The organism is Collinsella sp. TM06-3 (assembly GCF_003436395.1).
GTDB lineage: Bacteria > Actinomycetota > Coriobacteriia > Coriobacteriales > Coriobacteriaceae > Collinsella.
The window spans coordinates 1-14,324 of record NZ_QSPG01000033.1 but is presented as its reverse complement, the minus strand read 5'-3'; the positions used below and the strand labels follow the sequence as shown (position 1 = coordinate 14,324).

The 14,324-nt window shown below is 59.5% G+C and carries 13 protein-coding genes, 2 tRNA genes and 1 pseudogene; 15 read left to right on the top strand and 1 reads right to left on the bottom strand.

Annotated features, from left to right (window positions below; translation table 11 throughout):
• Positions 1-147 precede the first annotated feature (147 nt).
• The 10 genes and pseudogenes from ftsE (at position 148) to DXD56_RS09450 (ending at position 11,115) form a co-directional block, all read left to right on the top strand.
• Positions 148-1,368, top strand: a complete 1,221-nt coding sequence (gene ftsE, locus DXD56_RS09495) for a cell division ATP-binding protein FtsE (protein ID WP_117583023.1) — start codon at positions 148-150, stop codon at positions 1,366-1,368.
• Positions 1,355-2,275, top strand: a complete 921-nt coding sequence (gene ftsX, locus DXD56_RS09490; RefSeq protein WP_099432018.1) for a permease-like cell division protein FtsX — start codon at positions 1,355-1,357, stop codon at positions 2,273-2,275. The genes ftsE and ftsX overlap by 14 nt, the downstream gene beginning before the upstream one ends.
• Before the next feature lie 135 nt (positions 2,276-2,410).
• On the top strand, positions 2,411-4,546 hold the full coding sequence (locus tag DXD56_RS09485) for a ribonuclease R family protein (RefSeq protein WP_117641030.1): 2,136 nt from the start codon (positions 2,411-2,413) through the stop codon (positions 4,544-4,546).
• Between the two features lie 177 nt (positions 4,547-4,723).
• Positions 4,724-5,329: pseudogene (locus tag DXD56_RS09480) on the top strand (recombinase family protein).
• Between the two features lie 104 nt (positions 5,330-5,433).
• Positions 5,434-6,015, top strand: a complete 582-nt coding sequence (locus tag DXD56_RS09475) for a VanZ family protein (protein WP_117641029.1) — start codon at positions 5,434-5,436, stop codon at positions 6,013-6,015.
• 204 nt (positions 6,016-6,219) lie between these two features.
• Entirely contained in the window at positions 6,220-7,071 is an 852-nt protein-coding gene (locus DXD56_RS09470) for a MurR/RpiR family transcriptional regulator (protein ID WP_117641028.1), read from the top strand.
• A gap of 10 nt (positions 7,072-7,081) precedes the next feature.
• Complete coding sequence (gene murQ, locus DXD56_RS09465; protein ID WP_117641027.1) at positions 7,082-8,005, top strand: N-acetylmuramic acid 6-phosphate etherase; 924 nt, start codon at positions 7,082-7,084, stop codon at positions 8,003-8,005.
• 57 nt (positions 8,006-8,062) lie between these two features.
• Complete coding sequence (locus DXD56_RS09460; RefSeq protein WP_117641026.1) at positions 8,063-9,493, top strand: PTS transporter subunit EIIC; 1,431 nt, start codon at positions 8,063-8,065, stop codon at positions 9,491-9,493.
• A gap of 117 nt (positions 9,494-9,610) precedes the next feature.
• A complete protein-coding gene (locus DXD56_RS09455) occupies positions 9,611-10,663 on the top strand; it encodes a MupG family TIM beta-alpha barrel fold protein (RefSeq protein ID WP_117641025.1) in 1,053 nt (350 codons plus the stop codon).
• A 92-nt stretch (positions 10,664-10,755) separates the two neighbouring features.
• A complete protein-coding gene (locus tag DXD56_RS09450; RefSeq protein WP_117641024.1) occupies positions 10,756-11,115 on the top strand; it encodes an arsenate reductase family protein in 360 nt (119 codons plus the stop codon).
• A 134-nt stretch (positions 11,116-11,249) separates the two neighbouring features.
• Here the strand turns inward: DXD56_RS09450 and DXD56_RS09445 are convergent, their stop codons facing one another.
• Entirely contained in the window at positions 11,250-11,660 is a 411-nt protein-coding gene (locus tag DXD56_RS09445; RefSeq protein ID WP_117564211.1) for a hypothetical protein, read from the bottom strand.
• Between the two features lie 276 nt (positions 11,661-11,936).
• Here DXD56_RS09445 and DXD56_RS09440 point away from each other — a divergent pair.
• From DXD56_RS09440 to DXD56_RS09420, 5 genes are all read left to right on the top strand, one after another.
• Positions 11,937-12,010: transfer RNA gene (locus DXD56_RS09440), tRNA-Gln, on the top strand.
• Between the two features lie 17 nt (positions 12,011-12,027).
• A tRNA-Glu gene (locus tag DXD56_RS09435) sits at positions 12,028-12,104 on the top strand.
• A 98-nt stretch (positions 12,105-12,202) separates the two neighbouring features.
• The gene (locus tag DXD56_RS09430) at positions 12,203-13,120 is read left to right on the top strand and encodes a hypothetical protein (protein WP_117641023.1); all 918 of its coding nucleotides are present in this window, start codon (positions 12,203-12,205) and stop codon (positions 13,118-13,120) included.
• Positions 13,110-13,580: an SsrA-binding protein SmpB gene (gene smpB, locus DXD56_RS09425; RefSeq protein ID WP_006235325.1), complete on the top strand. Its 471-nt coding sequence runs from the start codon at positions 13,110-13,112 to the stop codon at positions 13,578-13,580. The genes DXD56_RS09430 and smpB overlap by 11 nt, the downstream gene beginning before the upstream one ends.
• A 208-nt stretch (positions 13,581-13,788) precedes the next feature.
• Positions 13,789-14,316, top strand: coding sequence for a flavin reductase family protein (locus DXD56_RS09420; RefSeq protein ID WP_117641022.1), 528 nt, complete (start codon positions 13,789-13,791; stop codon positions 14,314-14,316).
• Positions 14,317-14,324: the final 8 nt, after the last annotated feature.

Genomic DNA, 14,324 nt, shown 5'->3' with positions numbered 1-14,324 from the left:
AATGTGGGAGGTGTTCGGATAAAGTCGATAATCAAGGCCCGGTCGGTGAGACCCAAACCCCGCCATGCTTCTTATGTGCAGTAAAGCTAATGCTGCTAAAATACAAAGCGCTCATGTAGTTTAAACGCACGACGATAAGGAGCACCAGTGGGTAACCACTTCCGTACCTCCGGTGCGGGCGATGATGCCCCCAAGACGCAGACAGGCGTCCAGGGCAGTCGTTTCGCCACTCCGGATTCAGAGGGCCAGCCTGTTGCTCAGGCCCCCGCTCAGCCGGCAGATCAGGCACAGCCGGCATCCGATCCCTTTGCCTACAATCCCACCAGCGATGTCGCGCTTTCCGGCACGGCGGGTTTTGAGCCCGTTCAGGCCGTGACCGCTCGCGTGGAGCAGCCTCAGGCTGGCGCCGCCACGCCGCAGCCTACCATGGCCGGCATTCCCGACCCCATGGCCCCTGCGACGCCGGTTCCTCAGCCTGCGCAGTCCGGTCTCTTTGCCGCTATTCCCGATCCCACGCAGCCTGCTGCCCCGGTGGTCGAGAGCGATCAGGCCGCCGAGGTCGCAAGCCTCGATAACGCGCTCAACAACCCCGATTTTACGTCGGTGTTTGCGCCCATCGATCCGCAAGCCAGCCGCAAGAAGATGGCCAAGCAGGCCGGTGTCGAGCCCGTCATCCTTATGGAGCATGTCACCAAGATCTATCCGGCACAGCCCAACAAGCCTGCACTCGACGACATCAACATCGAGATCTATCCGGGCGAGTTCGTCTTCCTGGTCGGTCATTCCGGCTCGGGTAAGACCACGCTGCTGTCGACGCTCAACCGCGACGTCAAGCCGACGAGCGGCCGCATCTTGGTTGCCGGTCAGGACCTCATGAAGATCAAGAACCGCAAGGTTCCGTTCCTGCGCCGCCAGATTGGCGCCGTGTTCCAGGACTTTAAGCTTCTGCCGCAAAAGACCGCCTACGAAAACGTGGCGTTTGCCCTGCAGTGCATCGGCAAGCCCAAGGGCGTCATTCGCAGCCAGGTGCCGGAGGTGCTACGTCTGGTCGGTCTGGCCGATCAGATGGACTCGCTGCCCGACCAGCTTTCCGGTGGCGAGCAGCAGCGCGTCGCCGTCGCCCGCGCTATGGTCAACCGTCCGCCGCTGCTGATCTGCGACGAGCCCACGGGTAACCTCGACCCGGCGATCTCGCTGGGCATCATGAAGCTGCTCGAGCGTATTAACCGCACCGGCACCACCGTAATCGTCGCCACGCACGACCGCGAGATGGTCGATAGCATGCACCGTCGCGTGATCGCCCTCGAGGGCGGCCACGTTATCCGCGACCAGGAGAGGGGAGGTTACGGCAACTATGGCACCAACTAACGTGGGCTACTCCTTCAAAGAGGCAATCAGTCACTTCTTCCGTAACTGGACTACCTCGCTCGGCGCCGTCATCACGATCTTCCTTTCGCTGTTTATCATCGGCCTGTTCATCATGGGCTCCGCGATGCTGAACTCCGTGATCGGCACCGTCGAGGATCAGGTCGTCATCAACGCCTTTATTAGCGATGACGCCGACCAGGCAGATGTTCAGGCCTTTGAGGCTGAGCTCAAGACGTGGAGCAACGTCAAGTCCGTGACGTACAAGGACAAGGACGACGCGCTGGCCGAGTATACGAGCAAGATGTCGGGCAACGCCGACGCCACCATGAGCGCGCTCGATGGCCAGAACCCGCTGCCGGCTTCGTTTGCAATTGAGATGGACGATCCGTCCAAGGTCGAGAGCACGGCCCAGAAGCTCAAGAAAAACGCCGACTTCCAGAAGATCGCGGATGACGGCGACGTCAACGCGAGCGTGCTGTACGGCCAAGAGGAAGTGAGCCGCCTGTTCCAGGTGACCAACTACATCCGCATCGCCGCCGTGGTGCTCGTTGGCCTTTTGACCTTTATCGCATTCATCTTCATCAACAACACGATTCGCCTGTCCATCACGGCGCGTCGTCGTGAGATTGCGATTATGCGTCTGGTCGGCGCCAGCAACGGCTTCATTCGCGGCCCGTTTATCACCGAGGGCGTACTGCAGGCCATTTTGGGCTCGCTGCTTTCCATCGGCGTTCTGGAGCTGCTGCGCAATCTGATGATTCCGCGTTTGCAGGAGAGCATCGGCTGGATGTCGTTTGCCCTGCCGATGCAGTACTACCTGGTGACCTATGCTGCGCTGATTCTGGTCGGTGTGATTATCGGTCTCTTTGGTTCTGCCATAGCCATGCGCCGCTACCTGCGCGTGTAGGCATGCCTGGAATTCATCCCTTCCAACGGGTCGTCTCTTATGGGGCGGCCCGTTTTTTGATCTCTAGGGGACGGCAGGAAAGCGAATCATTTGGGTAGACTCTTTGGAGTTCGTCATCGATAGCAAGGAGGCGCCATGGGGCGCAATAACAAGCATAAGCGCGGTGCTCGCAATAAGCGTGGGCCGGTGCGCAGCGAACGCCGTCCGAGCCTGACCGGGCGCGTGCAGCTCCATGAGCATGGCGCCTATGTCATAACCGAGAGCGGCGACTACAAGGTTATGGGCCGCGGTAAGCGCGAGATCATGGATGGCGATACCGTTGCCGTGAGCATTAAGAACAGCCCGCACGGTGAGCGGCGCGCCGTGATCGAAGGCGTGGTTGAGCGCGCAGCCATAAGCGTGGTGGGTACGTACCAGACCGCTGGTCCGCTCGGTGTGATCGAGCCGCTCGATTCGCGCCTGAAGGCCGACTTCTTCATTCTGCCCGAGGATACCTCGGCGGATCGTCTGGGCGTCCACCCGGGTGATGCCGTTGTCGCGCGCATTTTGACCTACCCGGCGCGCCTGGAATCGGGCACCGTGACGATCGAACGCCGCATTGGCGGAGATGACGCGCCCGATTTGGGCGTTCAATATGTGATGGCGCGTTACGGCTATACCGATAGCTATCCCGAGGCCGCGCTGGACGAGGCCGAGGGGCTTTCGCTCGATGTGTCCGCGGCGCTTAAGGACCCGCTCCGCCGCGATCTGCGCGACCGTTTTGTCATCACGATCGACCCGGTCGACGCGCGCGACTTTGACGATGCCATTTCGCTTGAGCGCACGCCCGAGGGTGGCTACAAGCTGGGTGTGCATATCGCTGACGTTTCTCACTATGTGGCTTGGGACGGGCATATCGATCTTGAGGCTCGCCATCGTACGACATCGGTGTATCTGGCCGATCGCGTGCTTCCCATGCTGCCCGAACGCCTGTCCTGTGACCTGTGTTCGCTTCGCCCTGACGAGGACCGTCTTGCGTTTACCGTTGACATTGAACTCGATGCGCAGGGTCGCGTGCGGCATTACGATCCGTACCCCAGCGTGATTCGCTCGCGTGTGCGTATGGACTATGACGGCGCCGAGGCGCTGCTGGTGCGTGCCGGCGCGGTGGAGTATGGGGTGCTGGAGGGTGCGGCCGAGGATGTTGCGGCTGCTGAGGCCTCGCGCGAGGAGGCGCTTGAGCGCGGTCTTGCGTGCGAGGAAACTGCTCGCGGCTATAACGTCGACCTCGGCGATTTCCTTGTCGCCGCCAACGAACTCGCCGAACTTCGCCGTCGTATTCGTCGTGCCCGCGGCTCAGTCGATTTTGACACGGCCGAGATTCGCGCTCTATTGGATGAGGACGGAGTACCCGTGCAGATTGTGGCGCGCGAGCGTTCGTGTGCCACGTCGCTTATCGAGGAAGCCATGCTGCTCGCCAACGAGTGCGTTGCAGAGTGGCTGGCAGACCGTGATATCGAGGCCTGCTATCGCGTGCATGAGGATCCGAGCCCCGATAGCCTGCACGGTGCCGCCGTTGCGCTGGCGCAGCTGGGCATCATCGACGATCGCCGTGCTGCCGGTATCGCCCTGGGGAGTCCCGATGAGCTACAGGCTGCAGTTGATGCTGCCGCCGGTACGGCCAACGCACCGCTCGTCAACACGCTGCTTCTGCGCAGCATGCAGCGCGCACTGTACAAGCCGCGCAACGAGGGCCACTTTGCGCTCGCCGCGCCGTGCTACTGTCACTTTACGAGTCCCATCCGTCGCTACCCCGATCTGGTGGTGCACCGCGTGCTCAAACTGCAGTTGGCCTATGAGCAGCTCGGCGGCAAGGACGCCCTGGTCCGTACACCGCGGCTGATCGGCAAGGGGCGCGAGTCGCTGCCGCGCATTCTGCCGCAGATCTGCCGCGCATGCAGCGATGCCGAGCGCGCGGCAGATGCCGCTAGCCATGCGACGCAAAAGATCAAGATTGCCCAGTACTATGAGGATCGCCTGGGCGAGCGCTATGCCGGAACGGTCTCATGGGTCAGCAGCATGGGCCTCTTTGTGCGCTTGGACCTGACGCAGGTCGAAGGCTTGGTTTCGATCAAGAGTCTGGGCAACGAGTGGTTCGAGTTCGACGAGGATGCGCTTACGCTGACGGGCGCCGACACGGGGACTCACTATGAACTGGGCCAGCGCGTGATTATCGAGGTTTCGCGCGTCAATACCACGCGTGGGCACTTGGACTTTAAGCTTATCCATTAGCCAAATCTCGACTCATGGCGGGAGAGCGGAGGGCGGTCTTTCGGGGCCGCCCTCCGCATTTGGATCATAGCTACCTTGCCGTCCGCTCGGCCGCCCGCTTACCTGCTATTCGAGAGGTAAAACCTACCAAAATAAACCTGTCCCTTTTTGGCAGGTTTACAAGAAAGCGGGGATGAGATGGCGACGGTGTATGGTTATGCGCGGGTGAGTTCGCGCGATCAGAATCTAAATCGGCAGCTGGATGCGCTGGGCGCCTATGGCGTGGGCTCGGCGAATATTTATGCCGACCATGCGAGCGGCAAGGACTTCGATCGCCCGCGGTATCGCGAGCTGCTGCACATCCTGGGAGACGGGGACGTGCTGGTGGTGCTTTCTATCGACCGGCTTGGCCGTAATTACTCCGAGATTCTTGAGGAATGGCGACGCATTACCAAGGAGCTCGGGGTTGCCATTGTGGTGTTGGACATGCCATTGCTTGACACGCGCGCCAGGGCCAGCGGCGCGCCGGATGTGACCAATACCCTGATTGCCGATATTGTGCTACAACTGCTGAGCTACGTGGCGCAGGTGGAGCGCGAGAATATTCATCGGCGCTAGGCGGAGGGGATTGCAGCGGCGCGGGCGCGAGGGGTCCGTTTCGGTCGACCTCGCAAGCCGTGCCCTCCTCAGTTTGAGCTGGTACGCGATAGCTATGAGGCAGGCGATATTACCCGCAGCCAGGCAGCAAAGTGCCTGGGCGTGTGCGTGGGGACGTTCGATCGCTGGATGCGCGAGGCGGGGTAGGGGTTTGCGTCGCTTTGGCGCTTCCTGTTGCGATTCAAATTTTGATACGGTGACGATGTCATTTGGGGCTACAGTCGCTGATATTCAAAAAAGGAGGTAGGCCCTTGGCGCGCGTAAAACAAATAATCGGATGGACCGCGATCGTTCTGTTTACTGCAACGCTGGCGGGCATCTGGGTGCTGACGGAGCAAAATGCGGTGGAGACGTCGTTGCTGAGCGAGTCCACCGCGCGTGTGGTGGAGGGTCAAGCTACGGGCGTACAGGCTGCCGATGTCGCGGGTGAAGCTCAGACCGAGAATGGGATGACCGGGGGCACCGATTCGGCTGCTTCGAATGTCCGGTCTGGCCGACTTGCTTCCATTCGCATGTGGGTGGGCACGAACGTCCGTCGCGTTGCCCATACCGTAGAGTTTTTCTTCGTCGGATTGTTCGCCTCGGTGGTCGTGGTTTGCTTTTCCAGGCGTCCGTGGAGCGTATGCTCCCGTTGCGTGCCCGTGTTGCTCTTTTGCGCCGTCTGCTCCGTTGGCGATCAGGTACATAAGATCTTTGTTCCCGGCAGGCATTTCGACGTTATCGATTTAGGATTCGATGCTGCGGGCTATGTTACCGCGATGCTGTTGGTATTGCTGGCAGCGGTGTTGGTGCGCCATGCGACTCGGCCGATCGGCGCCCATGCGAGGCGCTAGCCGGTAACAAGCCCGTTTTTGATAATGCGACCTTGTTGAATTATTTTGTGTCGCGCGTATTTCCGAGCGGTCGGATTTGAGGGGCGAGCGGTAGAACGCTCGCCCTTTGTGCGCCACGATGCGGCACAATGTACCGCAAAAGCTGTTTGTATCCGGTACGAATCGTTCGTTGGTCTTTAATTCTTCTCAACGGAGGTGTTTGAGATGGCAAACGGATTGCTTTTGCGGCTTCGCGAGCGTGAGCTCAGCGCGAGCCCGGCGGAACGCAATGTCATCGCATATGTAAGCGCTCATCCGCACGAGGTGGTCGGGCTGTCCGTCCGCGGTCTTGCCGATGTCACGTTCTCCTCGCCCTCGAGCATTTTGCGCTTTTGCAAGCGTTTGGGTTTTGCGGGCTACAAGGAGTTCCAGCGCGAACTGATTGCCGAGCTGGCGCTCTTAGGTGACAAGAAAGACGTAGCCCTCGAGGACATCTCCATGGATGACAGCGTCGAACGTATCGTGGGGAAGGTGATGAAAAGCAACGTGCGCACGATCGAGGCGACGGCACGAACGCTCGATTACACCGTCTTGGAGCGATGCGCGGCCCGTCTTAAGCGAGCACGCGCGGTCAATCTGTTCGGTATTGGTGCCTCCCGTTTGGTCGCGCACGATCTGGCGCAAAAGCTCATGCGTGTCGACAAGGAGTGCCATCTGTACGACGACTGGCATGATCAGCTCTTGTGTGCCAAGAACATGCATGAGGGCGATATGGCAATCGCCTTTAGCTACTCGGGCTTGACGCAAGAGGTGCTGGACTGCACCGCCGAGGCTCAACGTCACAACTGTCCCGTTGTGGCCGTTACCAAAGTAGATGGATCATCCAAGCTTGCCACCGTGGCCGATGCCGTGCTCGGCGTCGCTGCGAGTGAACCCTTGGTCCGCAGCGGTGCCATGGCTTCGCGTATGGCCCAGCTTATGGTTGTCGATGCCCTGTACGCTGCTTACGTTGCGAGCGATTACGAACGGGTGACGCATGTCATTAAGCAAAACTACATCGAGAAACAGGAAAGATGAGGTGAATGAAATGCTCGATTTAACAAAATTCACGACCGAACAGCGTAATCAAAGTTCAATGGACCTCGATACGATGACATCGCTGCAAATCGTCACGACGATGAATGATGAGGATCTTCGTGCCGTCCAGTCGGTCACGAAGGTGTTGCCCCAGGTTGCCACAGCAATCGACTGGGCTGCTGAGGCACTCGAGCGCGGCGGGCGCGTCTTTTACATGGGTGCAGGCACCAGCGGTCGTCTGGGTGTACTCGACGCTTCGGAGTGTCCGCCCACGTTTGGCGTGTCACCCGATCTGATTGTCGGGCTCATTGCCGGAGGCGAGATGGCGTTTATCAAGGCTGTCGAAGGTGCCGAAGACAGCGAGGAGCTTGGCGCGAGCGACCTGCGGGAGCGTGGACTCTCGGACAAGGATCTTGTCGTTGGCCTGGCGGCAAGCGGCCGTACTCCCTATGTGGTGGGCGGCCTTGTGTACGCCAAGGCAACTGGGTGCAAGACCATTGCAATTGCCTGCAACCAAGGGTCGAAGATCGGGAAGAGCGCAGATCTTGCCATTGAACCCGTGCCCGGTCCCGAGGTACTGACCGGCTCAACGAGGCTCAAGGCGGGAACGGTTCAAAAGCTCATTCTCAACATGATTTCGACCGGTGCCATGGTCAAGATCGGCAAGGTATACCAAAACCTGATGGTCGATGTGCAGCAGACGAACGAGAAGTTGGTGGTGCGCGGCCAGAACATCGTGATGGAGGCGACCGGCTGCACGCGCGAGTGCGCTATTCAGGCGCTTGCAGATGCCGGCGGCCACGTAAAAACCGCTATTGTCTCGGTACTGCTGGACTGCGATGCCGAGCAGGCTGCGGTAGCTCTTGAGCGAGCGCGAGGCCATGTCCGTGCTGCGGTGAGTGGCCATGAGAAGAGCGATGCCGATGCCCAATAGGTGCGCGGCGTGAGCTGATATGACATCCAGACGAGATACCCAATACAAGGAGGAGTTATGACGAACAAAGAGCTGGCTCAAAAGCTGCTGGACCTTTTGGGCGGTAAAGACAACGTGCTGGCAAACGCGGCGTGCATGACGCGCCTGCGCGTGACCGTCAAAGACACGGGCAGCGTCGACACGGAGGGTATTGAGGCACTCGACGGCGTGATGGGCTTGGTCGAGGACGACACGATGCAGATCGTGCTGGGGCCGGGCAAGGTGAATAAGGTGCTCGAGGAGTTCTCCAAGCTCACCGGCCTTGCGAAAGGCGTTGCCGACGAGAGCGTGGTTGACGCTGCGGCCACAAACAAGGCCGCGCAGAAGGCAAAGTACGAGTCCAAGCCGGTTCAGGCCTTCCTCAAGAAGATTTCCAATGTCTTCGTCGCCCTGCTTCCCGGCATCATTGCGGCTGGCCTCATCAACGGTATCTGCAACGTCATTAACGTCTCGACGGCAGGCGCGCTTGCAGGCGAGTGGTGGTACCAGGGCATTCGTTCCATGGGCTGGGCCCTGTTTGCCTATCTACCCATCTTGGTGGGCTATAACGCGGCACGTGAGTTTGGCGGCTCCGCTGCGCTGGGCGGCATCGCCGGCATGATGTGTATCGCCAACAGTGCCATGCCCCTGCTTGCGCCTGGCGCGGCTGATCCTGCCACTGCCATTCTGCTGCCGCTCACCAATGCGCAGTACAACCCCGCAGCGGGCGGCATGATCGCGGCTCTTATCGCTGGCGCATTTTTTGCCTGGATGGAGCGTCAGATTCGCAAGGTTATGCCCAACGCACTCGACACGTTCTTGTCCCCGCTGCTGGTGCTCATCATCGGCGCCTTTGCTCTGATGCTCGTCATCCAGCCGGTTGGCGCATGGCTGACGACTGCCATCTTTAGCGTTTTGACCTTTATCTTCGAGAAGCTGGGCGTCCTGGGCGGCTATATCCTGTCGGCAGGCTTCTTGCCGCTGGTTTCCGTCGGCCTGCATCAGGCGCTCACGCCGATCCACGCTATGCTCAACGATCCCGACGGTGCTACCAAGGGTATCAATTACCTGCTTCCCATCCTTATGATGGCTGGCGGCGGCCAGGTCGGTGCCGGTCTGGCGCTGTACTTTAAGACCAAGAACGCCAAGCTCAAGAAGTACGTCGCAGAGTCCATTCCCGTTGGAATCCTGGGTGTGGGCGAGCCTCTGATGTATGCCGTTACGCTGCCGCTCGTTCGTCCGTTTGTGACGGCCTGCCTGGGTGCCGGATTTGGCGGCGCGCTCGCGGCGCTGCTTCACATCGGCACGGTTTCTCAGGGCGTTTCCGGTCTGTTTGGCCTGCTGATCGTCGTTCCTGGCCAGCAGCTCGGCTACGTTGCCGCTATGCTGCTTGCCTATGCCGCCGGCTTTGTCCTGACGTGGTTCTTTGGCGTCGACGAGCAGAAGATCAATGAGTTCTTTGGCGAGTAGTTTGATATCGTGAGCCGTGTTGCTCGGGGTTCGCGGCGCGCGGCAGATTTCTTGATGCTATGGTTGTGCCGGCGGGGCTAACTGCTCCGCCGGCCTTTTTTAAAGGAGCGTTGTAGCGTGAAAACGGGTATTTCGATTTATCTTTCCAGCCCTTTGCAGGATATTGAGCGGACGATTGAGCGTGGTGCCGCGGCGGGTGCGCGCTACGCGTTCACCTCACTGCATATTCCCGAGGATGGGGGAGCGGCGTATGCCGATAAGGTCCGTCATGTGCTGTCGCTGCTCTCCGCCCGCGGCATTGCGCTCATTGCCGATGTGGGGCCTCGCACGTGCGAGTTGCTCGGGCTTGAGCGCATCGAGGACCTGCGCGATCTGGGGTTGGAATACCTTCGTTTGGACTATGGCTTTAGCGCCCAACGGGTCGCGGAGCTGTCCGGTGTATTTCGCATAGTGGTCAATGCATCGACGGTGAGTTCTGATGAAATCGCATCGTGGCGTGAGGCCGGTGCCGATGTGACTCGTTTTGCCGCCTGCCACAATTTTTACCCCAAGCCTTATACCGGTTTAGCTCTGGAGGACATTGCTCGGGTGAATCTTCGTCTTGCGGCGCTTGGATTCGAAATCATGGCTTTTGTGCCGGGTGATGCCAACGTTCGCGGGCCGGTATTCGAGGGACTGCCGACGGTCGAGGCGCAGCGCGGTCGCGCGTCAAAGGTTGCCCTCAACATGCTTGAGCTTGCACATGGCGCCGATTGCGACATTGTGTTGGTCGGCGACCCCGATCTTTCCGATGCGGGCTGGACGCAGTTTGCTCATGTTTCCGCCGGATACGTGGACCTGCAATGCGAGCTTGAGCCCGGTTATGCCTATGTACGTGGGCAGATTCATCACGACCGACCCGATTCGAGCACCCTCATCTTTAGGTCTCAGGAGTCGCGTACGACGCTTAAGCCGGATTCCGTGCCGATGGATGCCGGTGCCGGCCTGTCACGAAAGACGGGGTCGATCGCTGTGAGCAATAGCGGCTATGGGCGCTACGAAGGCGAGCTTGAGATTGCGCGGGTCGATCTTCCCGGTGACGAGCGCATGAACGTTGCGGGTCATATCACGCCCGAGGCAATGGAGCTGCTGCCGTTCATCAAACGCGGATTCGGGGTACGGTTCGTTTAGCGTGTGACCCGTGGGCTACAATTGGCCCATCATGCGAAGGCGCCTCGTGTGGCGTGTGCCTGCGTTGGCCGATCTATATTCGGAGGATTTCCATGACCGTACTGTTTGTTGAATATCCCAAGTGCTCGACCTGTAAAAAGGCTAAGGCATGGCTGGACGAACATGGGGTTGAGTATATCGACCGCGATATCGTTTTGGACAATCCCACGGCTGATGAGCTTGCGACCTGGACTGCTCGTTCGGGGCTGCCGGTGCGGCGCTTCTTTAATTCGTCGGGCATGAAATATCGAGAGCTGGGCCTGAAGGCGCGTCTAGATGCGGGCATGACGGATCGGGAGTGCTACGAGCTGCTGGCGACCGACGGCATGCTGGTCAAGCGTCCGCTGTTGGTGGGCGACGACTTTGCGATTCCCGGCTTTAGGGAATCGGCTTGGGTCGAGGCGTTGCTGTAGCGGCTGCGGAAAGTGCGACCCGTTTTGAGCTTCGATTACGGGATACGGTTTCCGGTTGAGGGCTCGATGGGAAAGTGGGGACCGGTTTGAGCTTGAAATCTGGGACGCACTTTCCGCCGGCAGGCTTGCCCCAGTCAGTCCTCCAACTGCGCCCATTCGTGCGGATCGTAGACCTTTACGTGCTTGTTGGGCTTGCCGCTCCAGTACTCCTCGTCCATAAAGGGCAGATATGCCTGAACGCCGGGGCAGATAAAGGGGATCCGCTGCTGTTGCAGTCGCTCGCGCTGGCGCTGCTCCAGGTGCGCCTCGGATATGACGGTCGGCATACCGGACAGCTCGACGAGGCTTGCCTGGATTCGCTTAAGGTCGGGGAGTCCCGCGTGCCATGACATCCGCATGATCAAAAAGGATGCACGGCGGTATTTTGCCTGCATCACCGTGATGGCGGGGCGCAGAGTGGGATGGATTTTGTCCCGTTCGGGCCAAAGGTCAGCAGTGATCTCGAGGCCCAGGGTCTCCCATAGGTAATCAAGCTCTTCGTCCATGGCGCCTCGATATCTACGTGATCATTGATGCTTCGATTGTGTTGCCTGGTGCTATCGTTTTCGCGGTAGAATCTGCCAACGGTTGACGGCTACCGCTCGCGGCGTTTTGCCCTTCGTGTACAGCGGTCGGCTTCACAGGTCCTTCACGGGTTGGACTAAATTAGGCCAATTTGACTGAATTTTAAAAAAGTCAAAATTGGGGCTTGCGTCACGGCGGTACTTCCCGTATATTTCTTTCTTGCGCAAAGGCACAGCCGAGCGCAGCGATGCAGTCATTGGGATGTCGTCTAATGGCAGGACAGCGGATTCTGGTTCCGTCAATGGGGGTTCGACTCCCTCCATCCCAGCCATTGCATTTGCTACATATGGCCCGTTCGTCTAGCGGTTTAGGACGCCGCCCTCTCAAGGCGGAGATCACCAGTTCGAATCTGGTACGGGCTACCAAAATTGAACGCCCCGGGCCTCGTTAGAGACCCGGGTTTTGTGTATTGACCGATATTTAAGGCGCGCGTTGAGTCTGCCGCCCGGACCGAGGAGTTGTCATGGACCTGCCTATCAGCTTGGAAGACATCACGTATGCCGAGAACTATCTGGCGCAGGGCGACCTGGCTACGGCGACGCCGCTGCTTGAGCGTCTGGTGGAGCTCGCCGAGGAGTATATCGACGCTGAGTGCAAGACGGAGGAGAAGCGCCAGTACTTTAGCTTCGACAGCAAGTTTGAGCGCCTGGCCTATCGCCGTGTGGAGAAGGATCCGCGCGAGCTGGTGCAGGTCGAGGTTCCCTTTGACCGCCTGTACTCCGACATGGCGTTTGCCTACATTCGCCAGCAGGATTATGTGAGTGCTCGGAATGCCCTGATGCAGGCCGTGCGTTGGGATCCCATGAACTGCAACTATCGCTTGGACTTGGCCGAGCTGTTCCGCGCGCTCGAGGACAAGCAGGAGTGGGCATCGCTCTCGTTCTCGGTGCTGGAGCGCGCGAGCGACGGTAAGTGCGCCGCACGCGCCTACACCAACTTGGGTCAGTACTTCTTGGAGCCCGAGACCGAGAACATTTCGGCTGCCGTGGGCTGCGCGCGTCTGGCGCTGCGCCTGGCACCCAATGATGCGCATACGACGCGCCTGCTCAACAAGATCCATACCACCTATCCGGATGCCGCGGACGAGAGTGACGACCATGTGATGGGTGAGCTCGCCCTGCAGGGCGTGCCGACCTCGCCTTCGGCCGAGATCGCCATCTGCCTGATCATGTGCGCGACCGATGCTGCAAGCGACGGCGACAAGCAGGAGGCTACGCGTCTGACGGTCCGTGCCCGCGACCTGGTGGGCGAGGAGGCATGCGCGGCGATTATCAAGCTGGTGCGCGAGAGCGATGCCGAGCTTAATGCCGAGCGCAGGGCAAAGCGCGAGGCTGCGGGCTCAAACGCCAATGGCGCCAAGGAGGCCGGCGATGCCCAGTAAGCGCGAGCGCAAGCTCATTTCCAAGAATCGCTCGGCACATCACGAGTACTTTATCGATGAGACGTTTGAGTGCGGTATTGAGCTGAGCGGTACCGAGGTCAAGTCGATTCGCGAGCGCGCGTGCCAGATTACCGATACCTTTGCACTGATTCGTGGCGGGGAGTGCTGGCTCGTCGGCCTGCATATCCACCCTTATAGCCATGGTGGCGTGTGGAATCGCGATCCCGACCGTCGGCGCCGTCTGCTGCTGCACCGCAAGGAGATCGACTTTCTTGACGGCAAACTTCGCAACCGTGGTTATGCGCTGGTTCCGTTGGAGCTCTACTTTAATACCGACGGTCGCGTAAAACTGCTGCTGGGCCTGGGTCGCGGCAAGAAGCTCTACGACAAGCGCGAGGACATGGCCAAGCGTGATGTCCAACGCGAGATCGACCGCGCCCTCAAGGAACGCAACCGCTGACCGTCCTTCATAAGTTGCGGTGGAATACGGACTGTTTTGCCTGTTTGAGGGGCTATTCAGTCCTTATTTCACCGCAACTGCGGGCGTCTCATCTTGCTTATACTGTTTTGACACATATGTCTCAAAGGTGGTGTCCGTTGTGGGCGCCGCCTTTTTTGTGGGTACATACATCCATGAGGTTCCAACCCGGGTTAGGGGAGTGATTGTTATGGACAAAACTGCGTTCTTTACCATGCCGAGCGGTCTGTACGTGGTGAGCGCCGCGGCAGACGGGCTGCGCGCCGGCTGCGTCATCAACACTGCGGTGCAGGTGACGTCCATGCCGCCGCGCATTTCGGTTGCCGTGAACAAGGACAACGTCACCTCGGGCGTCATCGCTTCGGCCAAAGCGTTCGCGCTGACCGTGATCGATCAGACCGCCGATATGCTCTACATCGGTAACTTTGGGTTCCGCACCAGCAGCGATTATGACAAGTTTGCCAAATACGAGACCCGCGAGACGGCTCTGGGCATGCCCTATGTGCCCGAGCACGCGGCGGCCCTGTTTAGCTGCCATTTGATCGACACTGTGGATGTTGGCACGCATCTACTGTTTATCGGCGAGGTCGAGGATGCCGAGCGCTTGAGTGACGAGACGCCGCTCACCTACGATTACTACCATAAGGTCCTGAAGGGCAAGACGCCTCCGAAGGCGTCCTCGTATCGGTTGATTTCCGATCTCAGCCGAACACATTGAGCAAATAG

Bases quoted from the DNA above. Each gene is read 5' to 3' on its own strand.
- ftsX (WP_099432018.1), top strand. From the start codon at position 1,355: ATGGCACCAACTAACGTGGGCTACTCCTTCAAAGAGGCAATCAGTCAC.
- DXD56_RS09485 (WP_117641030.1), top strand. From the start codon at position 2,411: ATGGGGCGCAATAACAAGCATAAGCGCGGTGCTCGCAATAAGCGTGGG.
- DXD56_RS09470 (WP_117641028.1), top strand. From the start codon at position 6,220: ATGGCAAACGGATTGCTTTTGCGGCTTCGCGAGCGTGAGCTCAGCGCG.
- murQ (WP_117641027.1), top strand. From the start codon at position 7,082: ATGCTCGATTTAACAAAATTCACGACCGAACAGCGTAATCAAAGTTCA.
- DXD56_RS09460 (WP_117641026.1), top strand. From the start codon at position 8,063: ATGACGAACAAAGAGCTGGCTCAAAAGCTGCTGGACCTTTTGGGCGGT.
- DXD56_RS09450 (WP_117641024.1), top strand. From the start codon at position 10,756: ATGACCGTACTGTTTGTTGAATATCCCAAGTGCTCGACCTGTAAAAAG.
- DXD56_RS09445 (WP_117564211.1), bottom strand. From the start codon at position 11,660: ATGGACGAAGAGCTTGATTACCTATGGGAGACCCTGGGCCTCGAGATC.
- DXD56_RS09430 (WP_117641023.1), top strand. From the start codon at position 12,203: ATGGACCTGCCTATCAGCTTGGAAGACATCACGTATGCCGAGAACTAT.
- smpB (WP_006235325.1), top strand. From the start codon at position 13,110: ATGCCCAGTAAGCGCGAGCGCAAGCTCATTTCCAAGAATCGCTCGGCA.
- DXD56_RS09420 (WP_117641022.1), top strand. From the start codon at position 13,789: ATGGACAAAACTGCGTTCTTTACCATGCCGAGCGGTCTGTACGTGGTG.